Annotated in this window: 13 protein-coding genes; 7 read left to right on the top strand and 6 right to left on the bottom strand. The window is 66.8% G+C overall.

What is annotated here, in order from left to right; genetic code table 11:
* The first annotated feature begins 2 nt into the window (after nt 1–2).
* From QNO10_RS08665 to QNO10_RS08655, 3 genes are all read left to right on the top strand, one after another.
* Complete coding sequence (locus tag QNO10_RS08665) at nt 3–860, top strand: SDR family oxidoreductase (protein WP_229947715.1); 858 nt, start codon at nt 3–5, stop codon at nt 858–860.
* A gap of 49 nt (nt 861–909) precedes the next feature.
* Nucleotides 910–1,224: a hypothetical protein gene (locus QNO10_RS08660; RefSeq protein ID WP_229947718.1), complete on the top strand. Its 315-nt coding sequence runs from the start codon at nt 910–912 to the stop codon at nt 1,222–1,224.
* Between the two features lie 145 nt (nt 1,225–1,369).
* On the top strand, nt 1,370–2,347 hold the full coding sequence (locus QNO10_RS08655; protein WP_229947720.1) for an aldo/keto reductase: 978 nt from the start codon (nt 1,370–1,372) through the stop codon (nt 2,345–2,347).
* 311 nt (nt 2,348–2,658) lie between these two features.
* Here QNO10_RS08655 and QNO10_RS08650 read toward each other — a convergent pair whose 3' ends face one another.
* The 4 genes from QNO10_RS08650 to QNO10_RS08635 all read right to left on the bottom strand — a co-directional run bounded on the left by QNO10_RS08650 (nt 2,659) and on the right by QNO10_RS08635 (nt 6,775).
* Nucleotides 2,659–2,949, bottom strand: a complete 291-nt coding sequence (locus tag QNO10_RS08650; RefSeq protein WP_229947722.1) for a DUF4287 domain-containing protein — start codon at nt 2,947–2,949, stop codon at nt 2,659–2,661.
* Between the two features lie 24 nt (nt 2,950–2,973).
* Nucleotides 2,974–3,210, bottom strand: a complete 237-nt coding sequence (locus QNO10_RS08645) for a hypothetical protein (RefSeq protein WP_229947725.1) — start codon at nt 3,208–3,210, stop codon at nt 2,974–2,976.
* Between the two features lie 215 nt (nt 3,211–3,425).
* Nucleotides 3,426–5,561, bottom strand: a complete 2,136-nt coding sequence (locus QNO10_RS08640) for a 3-hydroxyacyl-CoA dehydrogenase NAD-binding domain-containing protein (protein WP_229947727.1) — start codon at nt 5,559–5,561, stop codon at nt 3,426–3,428.
* A complete protein-coding gene (locus QNO10_RS08635) occupies nt 5,561–6,775 on the bottom strand; it encodes a thiolase family protein (RefSeq protein ID WP_442860246.1) in 1,215 nt (404 codons plus the stop codon). Before QNO10_RS08635 ends, QNO10_RS08640 begins: the two co-directional genes overlap by 1 nt.
* Nucleotides 6,776–6,989: 214 nt before the next feature.
* Here QNO10_RS08635 and QNO10_RS08630 point away from each other — a divergent pair, with 214 nt between their 5' ends.
* Both QNO10_RS08630 and uvrA read left to right on the top strand, forming a co-directional pair.
* A complete protein-coding gene (locus QNO10_RS08630) occupies nt 6,990–8,009 on the top strand; it encodes an alpha/beta hydrolase fold domain-containing protein (protein WP_229947731.1) in 1,020 nt (339 codons plus the stop codon).
* Nucleotides 8,010–8,019: 10 nt separating this feature from the next.
* Nucleotides 8,020–10,545 carry an excinuclease ABC subunit UvrA gene (gene uvrA / locus QNO10_RS08625; RefSeq protein ID WP_229947734.1) on the top strand — a complete coding sequence of 842 codons (2,526 nt, stop codon included), beginning with the start codon at nt 8,020–8,022 and terminating at the stop codon, nt 10,543–10,545.
* 41 nt (nt 10,546–10,586) lie between these two features.
* On the opposite strand, the gene QNO10_RS08620 is transcribed toward uvrA, so the two are convergent.
* A complete protein-coding gene (locus tag QNO10_RS08620) occupies nt 10,587–11,045 on the bottom strand; it encodes a PGPGW domain-containing protein (protein WP_229947736.1) in 459 nt (152 codons plus the stop codon).
* A gap of 56 nt (nt 11,046–11,101) precedes the next feature.
* A complete protein-coding gene (locus QNO10_RS08615; RefSeq protein ID WP_229947738.1) occupies nt 11,102–11,653 on the bottom strand; it encodes a hypothetical protein in 552 nt (183 codons plus the stop codon).
* 293 nt (nt 11,654–11,946) lie between these two features.
* On the opposite strand from QNO10_RS08615, the gene QNO10_RS08610 reads away from it, so the two are divergent.
* On the top strand, nt 11,947–12,495 hold the full coding sequence (locus QNO10_RS08610; protein ID WP_229947746.1) for a GNAT family N-acetyltransferase: 549 nt from the start codon (nt 11,947–11,949) through the stop codon (nt 12,493–12,495).
* A 9-nt stretch (nt 12,496–12,504) separates the two neighbouring features.
* Complete coding sequence (locus QNO10_RS08605) at nt 12,505–13,026, top strand: GNAT family N-acetyltransferase (protein WP_229947750.1); 522 nt, start codon at nt 12,505–12,507, stop codon at nt 13,024–13,026.
* The last annotated feature ends 28 nt before the right edge of the window (nt 13,027–13,054 follow it).

Here is a 13,054-nt window from a genome sequence, read left to right as displayed (position 1 = left end):
CCATGGCGGATAACGTTCCTGCCCTTGCCGTCACCGGAGCGACCGGCGCCCTGGGCGGCGCCGTCGCCCGGCTCCTAGCGGAGGCCGGGGTCCGGCAGCGGCTGCTTGCACGGCGCACTGCCCGGCTGCCCGAGCTGCCGGACACCCCCGTCTTTGCGGCGTCCTATCTGGACCGGCCGCAGGCGGTCAGCGCGCTGCGCGGGGTGCACACGCTGTTTATGGTGTCCGCCGCGGAAAGCCCCCACCGGGTCGAGGACCAGTGCACCTTCGTGGATGCCGCCGTCGAGGCCGGGGTGGAGCACATTGTGTACACATCCTTTATGGGGGCCTCGGCCGAGGCCGTCTTTACCCTTGCCCGCGACCATGCCGCGACCGAGGAGTACATCTCCTCCCGGGAGGGGCTCGCACATACTTTCCTGCGCGACTGCCTCTACCAGGATGTGCTGCCCACCTTCGTCCAGCCCGACGGCGTCATCCGGGGTCCGGCGGGGGAAGGCCGGTTCGCCCCCGTGGCACGCATCGATATTGCCCGGACCGCCGCGCGGATCCTGCTTGACCCGGAGCCTCACCGGGACCGTACGTACACCCTGACCGGACCAGCGGAGCTGACCATGGGGGATGTTGCCGGCATCCTGGCCAGAGTGACCGGAAGACCGGTGCGCTACGAATCGGAAACCTACGATGAAGCCATTGCCTCGCGGATGAAGGCCGGTGCCGCCCGCTGGCAGGCTGAAGCCTGGACCAGCAGTTACCACGCCATCGCCGCCGGGCAGCTGGCGCCGGTCAGCCCGGATATCGAGCGTCTCACCGGCATTGCTCCGCTGGGTTTTGAGGATTACCTGCAGCGGGCAACCAAGTAAGGTCCCGGGGGGACTGCCGCGCATCCGGAGCAGGGGCTAGGGTCAAAGTATGGCTCAGGACATACTGCCGGACGTCCAACGGTTTCTCACCGAATGCACCGTTGGCGACCTGGATGACGAAGTGACCCCCGTGGCCGACCTCTACGGCATGTACATCGTCTGGAGTGAACAGCAGGGGGTGGAACCTGCTGCGATGCAGGCGTTCTCCGCCGCGGTCCAGGGCGAGGGAATCGAAGAGGAACGCCGGCGCAGTGAACAGGTCTACACCGGCCTGCTGCCTACCGGTTCCATTCCCATTCAGTACATCCTCGAGACCGACAAGGCTCCGGGACCCAACAGCACCCTGGGGACGCTTCCGGGGTAGGGCTTTCTGCTGCCGGACCGCGGTTTTGCTGCCAGTTTGGGAAAAGGCGCCGCTGCGTAGTGGCAGGGATTTCCCAAACTGGTGGATTCTTCCCAAAGAGGGAGGAAGTCCGGTGCCCCCGCCTGGCCGGAGTAGCGTAGCTTCCATGACTTCATACAACAGACTCGGAAATTCCGGCCTGACCGTGTCCACGGTCGGTCTGGGCTGCAACAACCTGGGCCGTCCCGGCACGCCCACTGAGTCGCAGGAGGGCACCGACGCCGTCGTCCATGCTGCGGTCGACGCCGGCATCACCCTGTTCGACGTCGCCGATACCTACGGGCGCACCCCTGGGCTGAGCGAGGAAATGCTGGGCAAGGCGCTGGGCACCCGGCGCGATGACATTGTGCTGGCAACCAAGTTCGGGATGGACATGCAGGGCGTCAACGGCGCCGACTTCGGGGCCCGCGGTTCCCGCCGGTACATCGTCAAGGCTGCGGAGGCCTCCCTGCGCCGCCTGAACACGGACTGGATTGACCTGTACCAGTTCCACACCCCGGATCCGCTGACCCCGATCGAGGAAACCCTCGCCGCCCTGGATGATCTGGTGACCAGCGGCAAGGTCCGCTACGTCGGCCATTCCAACCGTACGGGCTGGCAGATTGCCGAAGCAGAGTTCACGGCCCGCATGGGCGGATACACCCCGTTCATCTCCGCGCAGAACCACTACAACCTGCTGGACCGCCGGGCCGAGCTGGAAGTCACTCCCGCTGCCGAGGCCTACGGGCTCGGTCTGCTGCCCTACTTCCCACTGGCCAACGGGCTGCTCACCGGCAAGTACAGCAGCGGCCAGGCGCCAGAGGGCAGCCGGCTGACCCACTCGCGGAAGAACCTGCTGGAGAACGCCGACATGGAGCAGCTGGCCGAGTTTGGCCGCTTCGCCTCCGAGCGCGGATTGACCGAGGTACAGGTGGCGTTCTCCTGGCTCGCAGCGCAGCCGTCGGTCGCCTCGGTGATTGCGGGGGCGACGAAGGTGGAGCAGGTGCAGCAGAACGCTGAGGCCGTTGCCTGGGTGCCGTCGGAGAAGGACCTCGAAGAACTGGACCGGATCTTCCCGCGGACGCCGAAGGTTGCTTTGTTCTAGGCCCGTCGCAACGGTGCGTCGCCTTGGGTGCGGCGGAGGGTCCGGAACGGCGGTCCGTCGCCTTGGGTGCGCCGGTGGGTCCGGAACGGCGGCAACGAAAATCCGAGCTCGCAGGAGCTCGCTCGGATTATTAAAGCCGCCTAACCCGGACCCTCCGGCGCCTCGGGACCCTCCGTCACCCGGACCCTCCGGGCCCTCCGCACCCTCTAGACTCGCCGACACCCCTCACCTCACCCTTCAGAGCCTCCGGATACCGGACGCACTGGACCCTCCAGGTGCTCAGGCGCCGAAAGGTTCAAGGGCAGGGAAGCTTAGGCGGGATTGGTTGCTTTGCCGTCCAGCCACAGGGTGTCCGAGTCGTCCCGGTGCGTTCCCGTGGTGCCGACGTGTTTCGTGTCTATTTGAGGGCCGTTCTTTATGACATGGACCAGGGCCATCCCGTGTCCGCGTCCGATGGCGTAGTCGGTCTTGAGCCATTCAAGGACTTCCGCAGCTTTGACGTTTCCGCCGGTGAAACCTTTTGTTTCGGCGATATCCACGAGTTGGCGGGGAGTTAGTCCCGTTTTTTCTTCGATGGCATCAAGATAGGCCTGGAAGGACATCTAGTTCTCCTTAAGTCTTGATGGCTAACCGCCGGCGTCCCTTTTGTGGTCGCGCCAGGAATCGTTCCGCTGCTGCAGGACAAAGAGTGCAGCCAGCCTGATGAAAGCCGCTGCCAATGCCAGGAAAAGACCTACCAACAGCCAGTTCCATGGCTCGTCGAACGGTAAGAGAAGAACCAGCCACAAGGAGACGCCTGCGCTGAGCATGAGCACAACCATCCGCTTGGCACGATTCTGCGACCACGCCGGCTCCAGACTCATGCAGGGAGATTAGCGCGGGCGCTGCACCCTTTCCAGACCCGACGGAAAATGCACAGGCAACTGCAGCGGAAAACCGAGGCGCGCCTGGCGGTTAACGGACGCGCCGGACGGACCGGGTTAGGCGGCTTTAATAATCCTTGCGAGCTCTGCGAGCAAAGGATTTTCGTTGCCGCCGTTCCGGTCCGCCCGGCGCGGGCAGAACCTGAGGCTACTGGCTAGGCCGGTGCAGCCACAGCCGCCTCATGGAACTTCTTGCCGTTCACGCGCTCGGATGCACCGACGCGGTCCAGGTACGGCGTGATGCCGCCCAGGTGCATCGGCCAGCCGGCACCGAGAATCATGCACAGGTCGATGTCCTCGGGACCTGCCACGACGCCTTCTTCGAGCATGAGTCCGATTTCCTCGGCCAGGGCATCCTGCGTGCGGCGCAGGACTTCCTCGGAGGTGGAAGGCGTGGTGCCGAAGTCCAGCATCGCCAGGGTTTCTTCGGGGATGTAGGCGTTGCCGTTCTCGTCCTTCTGCCACAGGGACTTGATGCCGGCGTCGATGATCTTCTGCGAGTTCTTCGAGAGCCAGAACCGCTCACCGAAGGCCGAATGCAGGGATTCCTGCACGTGCTGGCCCACCGGCAGGCCCACGAGGGCAAGCAGGGTGAACGGAGACATCGGCAGGCCCATCGGGCGCAGCGCGTTGTCCGCCGTGGCGGCGTCGGTGCCCTCGTCGAAGACCATGGTGATCTCGCCGAACATGCGGCCCAGGATGCGGTTCACCACGAACGCGGCGGCATCCTTGACCAGCACGGCGGTCTTCTTCAGCTGCTTGGCCAGCACAAACGCGGTGGCCAGCACGGCGTCGTCGGTTTTGGGCGCACGCACGATTTCCAGCAGCGGCATCACGGCCACCGGGTTGAAGAAGTGGAAGCCCACCACACGCTCGGGGTGCTGCAGGTCCGCCGCCATTTCGGTGACGGAGAGCGACGAGGTGTTGGTGGCCAGGATGCACTCGGGGGAGACCACAGCCTCCACCTCGGCGAACACCTGCTTCTTCACGGAAATTTCCTCGAACACGGCCTCAATGACGAAGTCGGCGTCGGAGAACGCTTCCTTGGACACCGAGCCGGTAACCAGGGCCTTGGTGCGGTTGGCGGCGTCGGGGGAGATGCGCTTCTTGGCCAGGAGCTTATCCACCTCGGCGTGCACGTAGCCCACGCCCTTGTCCACGCGCGCCTGGTCGATGTCCGTCATGACGACGGGCACCTTGAGCTGGCGGGCGAAGAGCAGGGCCAGCTGGCTGGCCATCAGGCCGGCGCCGACGACGCCCACCTTGGTGACCGGGCGCGCCAGCTTCTTATCCGGCGCACCGGCCGGACGCTTGCCGCGCTTCTGGACCAGGTCCAGGAACGCATAGACCGTGGAGCGGAACTGCGGGGTCTGCATCAGTTCGGCCAGGGCTTTGCACTCGGCGTCACGGGATTCCTCCCGGGTCCAGGTCTTGCCCTTTTCAAGCAGGTCCAGGACCAGGGCCGGAGCGGGGGCCGCGTTGGAGGTCTTGGCCTCCACAAAGGCACGCCCCTTGGCGACGGCGGCGTCCCACGCATCGCCGGCGTCGGCGGGTTCGACGGCGTTGGGCCGGGCTACCTGCTCCTGGCCGCTGATCACGCGGGAGGCCCAGGCGAGGGACTGCTCCAGGAAATCCGCCGGTTCAAACAACGCATCGGCGATACCCAAATCGAAGGCGGCCTTGCCGGAAAGCGTCCGGTTGTTGCTCAGCGGGTTCTCGATCATCACCTTCACGGCGTTCTCGGGACCGATGAGGCGCGGCAGCAGGTAAACGCCGCCCCAGCCGGGTACCAGGCCGATGAAGGCTTCCGGCAGCGAGAGCGCGCCGGCGCCGGTGGACACGGTGCGGTAGTCGGACTGCAGGGCGATCTCGAGGCCGCCGCCGAGGGCAACGCCGTTGATGAACGCGAAGCTGGGGACGCCCAGGTTGCCGAGCTTGGCGTAGACGTCGTGGCCGAGGTGGGCCATTGCCACGCCGTCTTCATACTCGGAGATCGACTTCACGGCCGAAAGGTCCGCGCCGGCAACCAGGTAGAACGGCTTGCCGGTGACGCCGACGCCGACGATCTCGCCGCGGTCCGCGCGGGCCTTGAGCTCGTCGAGCTTCGTTCCCAGCTCCAGCAGGGTGTTGGGCCCGAGCGTGGTGGGACGGGAATGGTCGACGTCGTTGTCCAGGGTGATCAGCGCAAAGGTGCCCTGGTTGCCCGGCAGCTGGATGTCGGAGACGTAGGAGTGGGTGACGACCTCGGTGGGGAACAGTCCCGCGAGGCGCTGGTAGTCAGGAGCAGACATTACTTCGTGGCCTCCGTGGAATCGGTGTTGTAGTCGGGGTGGTTCGGGTTTTCCCAGATGACGGTCGCGCCCATGCCCAGGCCAATGCACATGGTGGTCATGCCGTAGCGGACGGTCGGGTCTTCCTCGAACTGGCGGGCCAGCTGGTTCATCAGGCGTACGCCCGAGGAGGCCAGCGGGTGGCCGACGGCGATTGCGCCGCCGTAGCGGTTCACACGGGGATCGTCGTCGGCGATGCCGAAGTGGTCCAGGAAGGCCAGCACCTGGATGGCGAACGCCTCGTTGATTTCAAACAGGCCGATGTCTTCGATGGACAGTCCGGTCTGCTCCAGCACCTTCTCGGTGGCGGGGACCGGGCCGTAGCCCATGACCTCGGGCTCGACGCCGGCGAAGGCGTAGCCGACCAGGCGCATCTTGACGCCCAGGCCAAGTTCCTCGGCTGCTTCGGCGGAGGCCAGCAGCGCCGTGGTGGCGCCGTCGTTCAGGCCTGCGGCGTTGCCGGCGGTGACCCGGCCGTGTGCACGGAACGGAGTGCGCAGCTGCGCGAGGTCCTCGACGGTGGTGCCGGGCCGCGGGGGCTCATCCACGGTGTTCAGGGTCCAGCCCGTGCCGGGCTTCTTCGTGGCCACGGGCACCAGGTCCGGCTGGATGGAGTTGCCGGCGTAGGCCTTGGCCAGCTTCTCCTGGCTGGCGGCGGCGTACGCGTCAGTGCGGTCCTTGGTGATGTGCGGGAACCGGTCGTGCAGGTTCTCGGCGGTGTTGCCCATGTTCAGGGCAGCGGGGTCCACCAGACGCTCGGTCATGAAGCGCGGGTTCGGATCGGCGTCCTTGCCCATCGGGTGGTTGCCCATGTGCTCCACGCCGCCGGCGATGACGACGTCGTAGGCGCCGAAGCCGATGCCGGAAGCGGTGGTGGTCACGGCCGTCATGGCGCCGGCGCACATGCGGTCGATGGCGAAGCCGGGCACGGTGCGCGGCAGGCCGGCCAGGAGTGCGGCGGTGCGCCCGATGGTCATGCCCTGGTCGCCGGACTGGGTGGTGGCGGCAATGGCCACTTCGTCAATGCGTTCCGGAGGAAGGGAGGGGTTGCGGCGCATCAGCTCGCGGATGCACTTGACCACCAGGTCATCAGCCCGCATGCCGGCGTAGATACCCTTTTCGCCGGCTTTGCCGAACGGGGTCCGCACTCCGTCAACGAAAACTACGTCCCTGATCTGCCGCGATCGGCTTTGTGGGCTCACGTACTTACTCCTCTTTGAGATATGAAACGGAACTACGTCCGGCTCGATGTTACTCGTGAGTAACATAGGCCGCAAGGACGCCGGGGACGGCAGCGCAGGAACCCGCTATGTCCTGGGTCACGCTGTGTCCCCGCACCGACCCTACCGACATACCGCTGTTCGAGAAACCCGGTGCTAGGTTGGCCCGATGGATACTGTCGCCGATCCCCAGCTGGCCGCCTGGCTGCAGGAGGTCCGCCGCGGTGAGGCGGAGGAGCCGTCACTGGAACGGATCCGGCAGCTGCGCCTGCCGCGTCCACGTCCGGCCGGTCCCGATGTGGACCAGGTGCGGGACGTGCTGGTTCCCTCGCACGTTCCGGTGCCGTGCCGGCTGTACCGCTCCAGCACAGAGCCCCAGCCCGTGACGGTGTTTGTCCACGGCGGGGGATTTGTGTTCGGCGGCCTGGAATCACACGACCGGCTGTGCCGGCGGCTGGCCCTGCTGGCCGGAACAGCCGTTCTCGCTGTGGATTACCGGCTGGCGCCCGAGCATCCGGCCCCGGCAGCGGTGGACGACGTCGCTGCGGTGCTGGCCTGGGTGGCCGGAGGACCGGGAGAGCTGGGGCCGGTGCTGCCGGGTACCGGTCTGGCCGGCGACAGTTCCGGGGGACTCATTGCGTTTCTCGCAGCGCGCCGGCTGGCCGGCACGCCGTCCCAGCCGGTGCTGCTGTTCCTGGCCTATCCGAATGCCGATCTGACCCTCAGCCTGCCCAGCGCCCGGGCCAAGGGCGAAGGATGGGGGTTGTCGGTGCGGGACCTGTCCTTTTACCTCTCCCAATGGGTTCCGGATCCCTCGCCCGGGGCCTTGGCGGAGTTCAGCCCGGTGCACGGATTCTCCGTCCCTGGCCCAGCGTCGGCAGTGCCAACCATTCTGGCTACTGCCGAACACGATCCCCTGCGGGACGAGGGAAAGCTGCTGGCCGATGCGCTGGCTGCGGCAGGAGGGGACGTCGAGTACGTTCCCCACGCCGGCCTCGTCCACGGCTTCCTGACGCTGGATACCGTGTCGCCGGCGGCCCTTGAGGCGGGAAATGCACTGCTCATCCGCTACGGCGCCCGGCTGGGCAGTACTGTCCCGGGAAAGAAAGGCAGGGTCCCAAAGGCGGCAGCTCACGCTCGTGGCGGAAAGCAGGCTTACCGTTTAGCTCCGCGGGGGAAGCCTCGGTAACCTAAAGATGATGAGTAGCGCGAAAACTTCCCCGGAATCTGCCCCTAATCTGCACGCCAGCGGCATGGTGCGCGTCCGCGGAGCGCAGGAGAACAACCTGCGCAATGTCGACGTCGACATCCCGCGCGACGCGATTGTCGCCTTCACCGGGGTGTCCGGTTCCGGTAAATCCTCGCTGGCCTTCGGCACCATCTACGCCGAGGCGCAGCGCCGCTACTTCGAGTCGGTGGCCCCGTACGCACGCCGGCTGCTGGCCCAGGGGTCCAACCCGAAGGTGGAGGAAATCGCCGGCCTGCCGCCCGCCGTCGCACTCCAGCAGCGCCGTGGAGCCCCCAGCTCGCGCTCCACCGTCGGCACGCTCACCACTCTTTCCAATTCCATGCGGATGCTCTTCTCCCGCGGCGGCACCTATCCGGCCGACGCCGAACCGGGCAGCCTCGACTCCGATGCGTTCTCGCCCAACACTGCCGCCGGCGCCTGCCGCGAGTGTTCCGGACTCGGTATCGCCCACACCGTCACCGAGGACTCCCTGGTTCCCGATCCCAGCCTCAGCATCCGGGACGGTGCCATTGCGGCCTGGCCCGGCGCCTGGCAGGGCAAGAACCTGCGCGACATCCTCATCCAGCTCGGCTACGACGTCGATGTGCCCTGGAACAAGCTGTCCAGGAAGGACCGCGACTGGATCCTGTTCACCGAAGAACAGCCGGTGGTGATGATTACCCCGCAGCGTGACCGCGTGGCCAAACCGTACAAGGGACGGTTCTGGAGCGCCAAGAGCTACGTCATGCACACGCTCGCCGATTCGGGCAGCGCCCAGATGCGCGAACGCGTCCTGGCCTATATGGTTTCCGGCCCGTGCCCGGTGTGCGGGGGAGCAGGCCTGCGCCCCGAGGCCCTCGCGGTGACGTTCGCCGGCCGGAACATCGCCGAGCTGAACGGAGCCACGCTGGCGGAGCTGGCCGAGATCATCCGGCCGACGGCGGAACTGAAGTCGGCGGGCACCGCCTCCCGCGCCGCGGCGTCGAACGAAGACACCGAAGTGGCCGTGACCATCACCCGGGACCTGCTGGGCCGGTTGGAGGTGCTGATCGGACTGGGACTGGGCTATCTGAGCCTCTCCCGGGCCACGCCTACCCTCTCTCCCGGGGAAATGCAGCGCCTGCGCATCGCCACGCAGCTGCGCTCGGGCCTGTTCGGAGTCATCTACGTTCTGGACGAGCCCTCCGCGGGGCTGCACCCGGCCGACGCCGAGCCGCTGCTGACCGTGCTGCAGGAACTCAAGGAGGCCGGCAACTCCGTGTTCGTCGTGGAGCACAACATGGACGTGGTGCGCAGCGCCGAATGGATCGTCGACGTAGGTCCGCAGGCCGGCGACGGCGGCGGAACCGTGCTCTACAGCGGGCCGGTCGAGGGCCTGGCCGAGGTCGAGGAGAGCGCCACCCGTCCGTTCCTGTTCGGGGAAGCGGAGACGGCGAAGCCCGCCCGGCGCACCCCCGACCAGTGGCTGAGCCTGAAGGGCATCACCCGGCACAACCTGCGCGGCCTGGACGCCGAGATTCCGTTGGGCGTCTTCACTGCGGTCACCGGTGTGTCCGGCTCCGGCAAGTCCACCCTGGTCAGCCAGGTCCTGGCCGAAACCGTGGGCCGCCAGATTAACGGCGTGCCGACCGAACCCGAGGACCCCGAGGCACCCGAAGACACCGACCCCGGGGCGCATGTACGCAGCATCGCCGGACTGGAGCACCTGGACCGGCTGGTCCGGGTGGACCAGCGGCCCATCGGCCGCACCCCGCGCTCCAACCTGGCCACCTACACCGGCCTCTTCGACGCCGTCCGTAAGCTCTACGCCGGCACCGACGAAGCCCGCGCCCGCGGCTACAACGCCGGCCGGTTCTCCTTCAACGTGACCGGCGGCCGCTGCGAGACCTGCCAGGGCGAAGGTTTCCTCGCCGTCGAACTCCTGTTCCTGCCCGGCACCTACGGGCCGTGCCCGGTCTGCCACGGCGCCCGCTACAACGAGGAAACCCTCGAAGTCACCTACCGCGGCAAGAGCATCGCCGATGTGCTCGGAATGCGGGTGGAGACCGCAGCCGAGTTCCTGGCCGATGTGCCGGCGGCGTCGCGGAGCCTGCAGACGCTGCTCGACGTCGGGCTGGGTTACCTCCGCCTGGGCCAGCCCGCCACCGAACTCTCCGGCGGCGAGGCACAGCGGATCAAGCTTGCCACCGAACTGCAGCGCGCCCGCCGCGGCTCCACACTGTTCCTGCTGGACGAGCCGACCACCGGCCTGCACCCGCAGGACGTGCAGCTGCTGCTGCGCCAGCTGAACCGGCTGGTGGATGCCGGAAACACCGTGGTGGTGGTGGAGCATTCCATGAACGTGGTTGCGTCCGCGGACTGGGTCATCGACATGGGACCCTCCGGCGGCGAGGAAGGCGGCCGGATTATCTGCGCCGGCACCGCCGACGACGTCGCGGCCTGCGACGCCAGCCGGACGGCACCGTATCTTTCGGCCGCGCTCAAGCAGCTTCGGTAAGCACCGGCAGCGCACTTCGCATTAAACGGAAGGGGCGCCGCTTAGCTGTGCGGGGACGAGCCCGGGCCGCGGAAGCGTATGTAGCTGTAGACGATCAGTGCCAGGCCGATGCAGCCGGACCCGATAAGGGTCCCACCAGTGACCCAGCCGCCGGGCAGCCACCAGGAATCCTGCAGGGGCCACCAGTTTGGCACCTGCCGCCAGAGCCCCCAGATCACGCCGGCCGCGATCACAAGCAGACCGCCGCAGACGGTGGCGATGATCCGCGGCACGGTCTGCACTTGCTGGGCGGCTGCCCGGAAGGCACGTTCCTTGACCGGATGCAGCCAGCGGTGTGCCCAGTGATAGCGCAGGGACAGCACAGCCAGCCCGGCAACAACCATCAGCAATCCGGGCCCGGGGAGTACCAGGGCAGCCAGGCCCAGAACGACCAGGGACCACCCCGCCACCTCAATGCCGGTGCGGCGCAGCCATGGCGGGATCTGTTCCGTCGTCATCATCCGGCAAGTCTTCCACGCGAACCTGCGAGTTAGCCGCGCCGGATCTCCAGCGGTCGTTAACCCAGTGCGCCGAACCCGGCTGCCGCGCACGCCGCTCCGCCGATAAGCAGGGTCCCGCTGCCGGGCAGGCCACACCAGAAGCTGCGCGCCGCGGCGCGGTCCGGCACAAGGGCCGCAACGACCGCGGCGGCGGTCAGAACGGCACCGGCGACGACTAAGACCGGCTGCATAAATACCCATGACAGCGGGATAAAGTGGATGCCCACGACGGCGAGGATCAGCGGTGCGGTGAGGTCGCTGCGCTTCCTGCGCGACGCCAGGACGACGAGGATGACCATCGCGGCGACTTCCAGCCAGAACACGGCAACGTACCAGGCGAAGGCCGGCCCACCGAAAACAATTGCAGTGGGCTGGGTCCAGTTGCTCACCACTGCGGGGATCGTGAGGGCTGCCAGTACGGCACCGCCTAGTCCCAGGACGCCGAGGACGACGCGCCAACTCCAATGCTCCGGCGGACGCTCCTGAGCCCACCCCGCCCACATAAACGCGGCCACACCGAAAATCGCCCCGGTCATCAGAAGGTCCCTTGGAAACTCGGTGATGATCATGTGCACACCCTTCGTCCCGGCCCACCCTAGCCGACGGGTTTAGGTGGGCACATCTGGAGCGGACGGTGGCACACTGATGCGATGATTGCACTGCTTTCGGCACCCTCGAACCTCGGCCTCCGCCCGCGGACGGCACCTATGCGTCCGTGCTGACGGAGATCCTTGCTTCAGGACTCCGGGAGCTTGGGTCCGCGGCCAGGTAATCCTTCCGCCGCTCCGAGAAGAGATCCAGAAGCGACGCGCGGCCGTAGCCGCTTTAGCTGTGACCGGGAACAGTGGCGCTACCCTGAAGCGTGCTTAGCGAACCGTTCCCCGCCACCCAGTTGCTGCACGGCGTCCGCCTCAAGACCGCGGACCTGTCCGACGCCGATGCCCTCGCCGCCGCGTACCAGCGGAACAGGAGCTATCTGGCGCCTTGGGAACCACTCCGGGAGGACACGTTCTTCACCCCCGCGGGCCAGCGTGAGGTTCTGCGGGCAAAGCTCGTCCAGCATGCAGCGGGTACGGAGGTTCCCTGGGTCCTGGTCCACGAGGAGCGGATCATCGGCACGATTACCCTTACCGGGATAGTTGGGGGTCCCTTCCAGTCGGCCAACCTTGGGTACTGGGTCGACGGCGACTACGCGGGCCGGGGGATCGGCACAGCCGCGGTGGCCGCCGTCGTGGAACTGTCCCGCAGCGAACTGGGACTGCACCGGGTCCAGGCCGCCACCCTGTTGGACAACGCCGCGTCGCAGAAGGTCCTTTCCCGTTCCGGCTTTGAGCGGATAGGCATGGCACCGGACTACCTCCGCATCGCCGGGAAGTGGCAGGACCACCTTCTCTTCCAACGGATCCTTTAGACGGCGGCGATGACGGGTCTCCTCCGCGCCGCTCCGATCAGCACCGATCGCTTCACGCTGGAGCCTTTGGATGTGCACCATGCGGCGGAAATGGTGAAGGTGCTGGCCGGCACGGCCATTTACAAGTACATCGGCGGCCAGGCACCGACAGCTCAGGAGCTGCAGAAGCGGTACGCGGCACAAGCTCCTGGAGTCTCACCGGACGGCCGTGAGGCGTGGCTTAACTGGATTATCCGTGAACAGGGCAGAAGTATCGGATTTGTCCAGGCCTCAGTGGAACCGGACGGGGCGACGGCGGCCGTTGCGTGGGTGGTGGGTGATGCGTTCCAGGGACGGGGTGCTGCCACCGAGGCGGCCCGCGCAATGGTCACCTGGCTGCGGCACCGCGTACCGTCGGTCCGGATCACGGCATTCATCCATCCGGAAAACATTGCCTCGGCTTCGGTCGCCCGCAACCTCGGCCTCACGTCAACCGGCCGTCTCAACGCCGACGGCGAAGAATTCTGGGATGACTTCACCACAACGCTTTAAGGACGGACACGACGGCAACGAAAAGGCA

Origin of the sequence: Arthrobacter sp. zg-Y919 (assembly GCF_030142045.1) — a bacterium.
Lineage (GTDB): Bacteria > Actinomycetota > Actinomycetes > Actinomycetales > Micrococcaceae > Arthrobacter_B.
This window is presented reverse-complemented; position numbering and strand designations above follow the sequence as displayed.

Bases quoted from the DNA above. Each gene is read 5' to 3' on its own strand.
- QNO10_RS08665 (WP_229947715.1), top strand. From the start codon at position 3: ATGGCGGATAACGTTCCTGCCCTTGCCGTCACCGGAGCGACCGGCGCC.
- QNO10_RS08660 (WP_229947718.1), top strand. From the start codon at position 910: ATGGCTCAGGACATACTGCCGGACGTCCAACGGTTTCTCACCGAATGC.
- QNO10_RS08655 (WP_229947720.1), top strand. From the start codon at position 1,370: ATGACTTCATACAACAGACTCGGAAATTCCGGCCTGACCGTGTCCACG.
- QNO10_RS08650 (WP_229947722.1), bottom strand. From the start codon at position 2,949: ATGTCCTTCCAGGCCTATCTTGATGCCATCGAAGAAAAAACGGGACTA.
- QNO10_RS08645 (WP_229947725.1), bottom strand. From the start codon at position 3,210: ATGAGTCTGGAGCCGGCGTGGTCGCAGAATCGTGCCAAGCGGATGGTT.
- QNO10_RS08640 (WP_229947727.1), bottom strand. From the start codon at position 5,561: ATGTCTGCTCCTGACTACCAGCGCCTCGCGGGACTGTTCCCCACCGAG.
- QNO10_RS08630 (WP_229947731.1), top strand. From the start codon at position 6,990: ATGGATACTGTCGCCGATCCCCAGCTGGCCGCCTGGCTGCAGGAGGTC.
- uvrA (WP_229947734.1), top strand. From the start codon at position 8,020: ATGAGTAGCGCGAAAACTTCCCCGGAATCTGCCCCTAATCTGCACGCC.
- QNO10_RS08620 (WP_229947736.1), bottom strand. From the start codon at position 11,045: ATGATGACGACGGAACAGATCCCGCCATGGCTGCGCCGCACCGGCATT.
- QNO10_RS08615 (WP_229947738.1), bottom strand. From the start codon at position 11,653: ATGATCATCACCGAGTTTCCAAGGGACCTTCTGATGACCGGGGCGATT.
- QNO10_RS08605 (WP_229947750.1), top strand. From the start codon at position 12,505: ATGACGGGTCTCCTCCGCGCCGCTCCGATCAGCACCGATCGCTTCACG.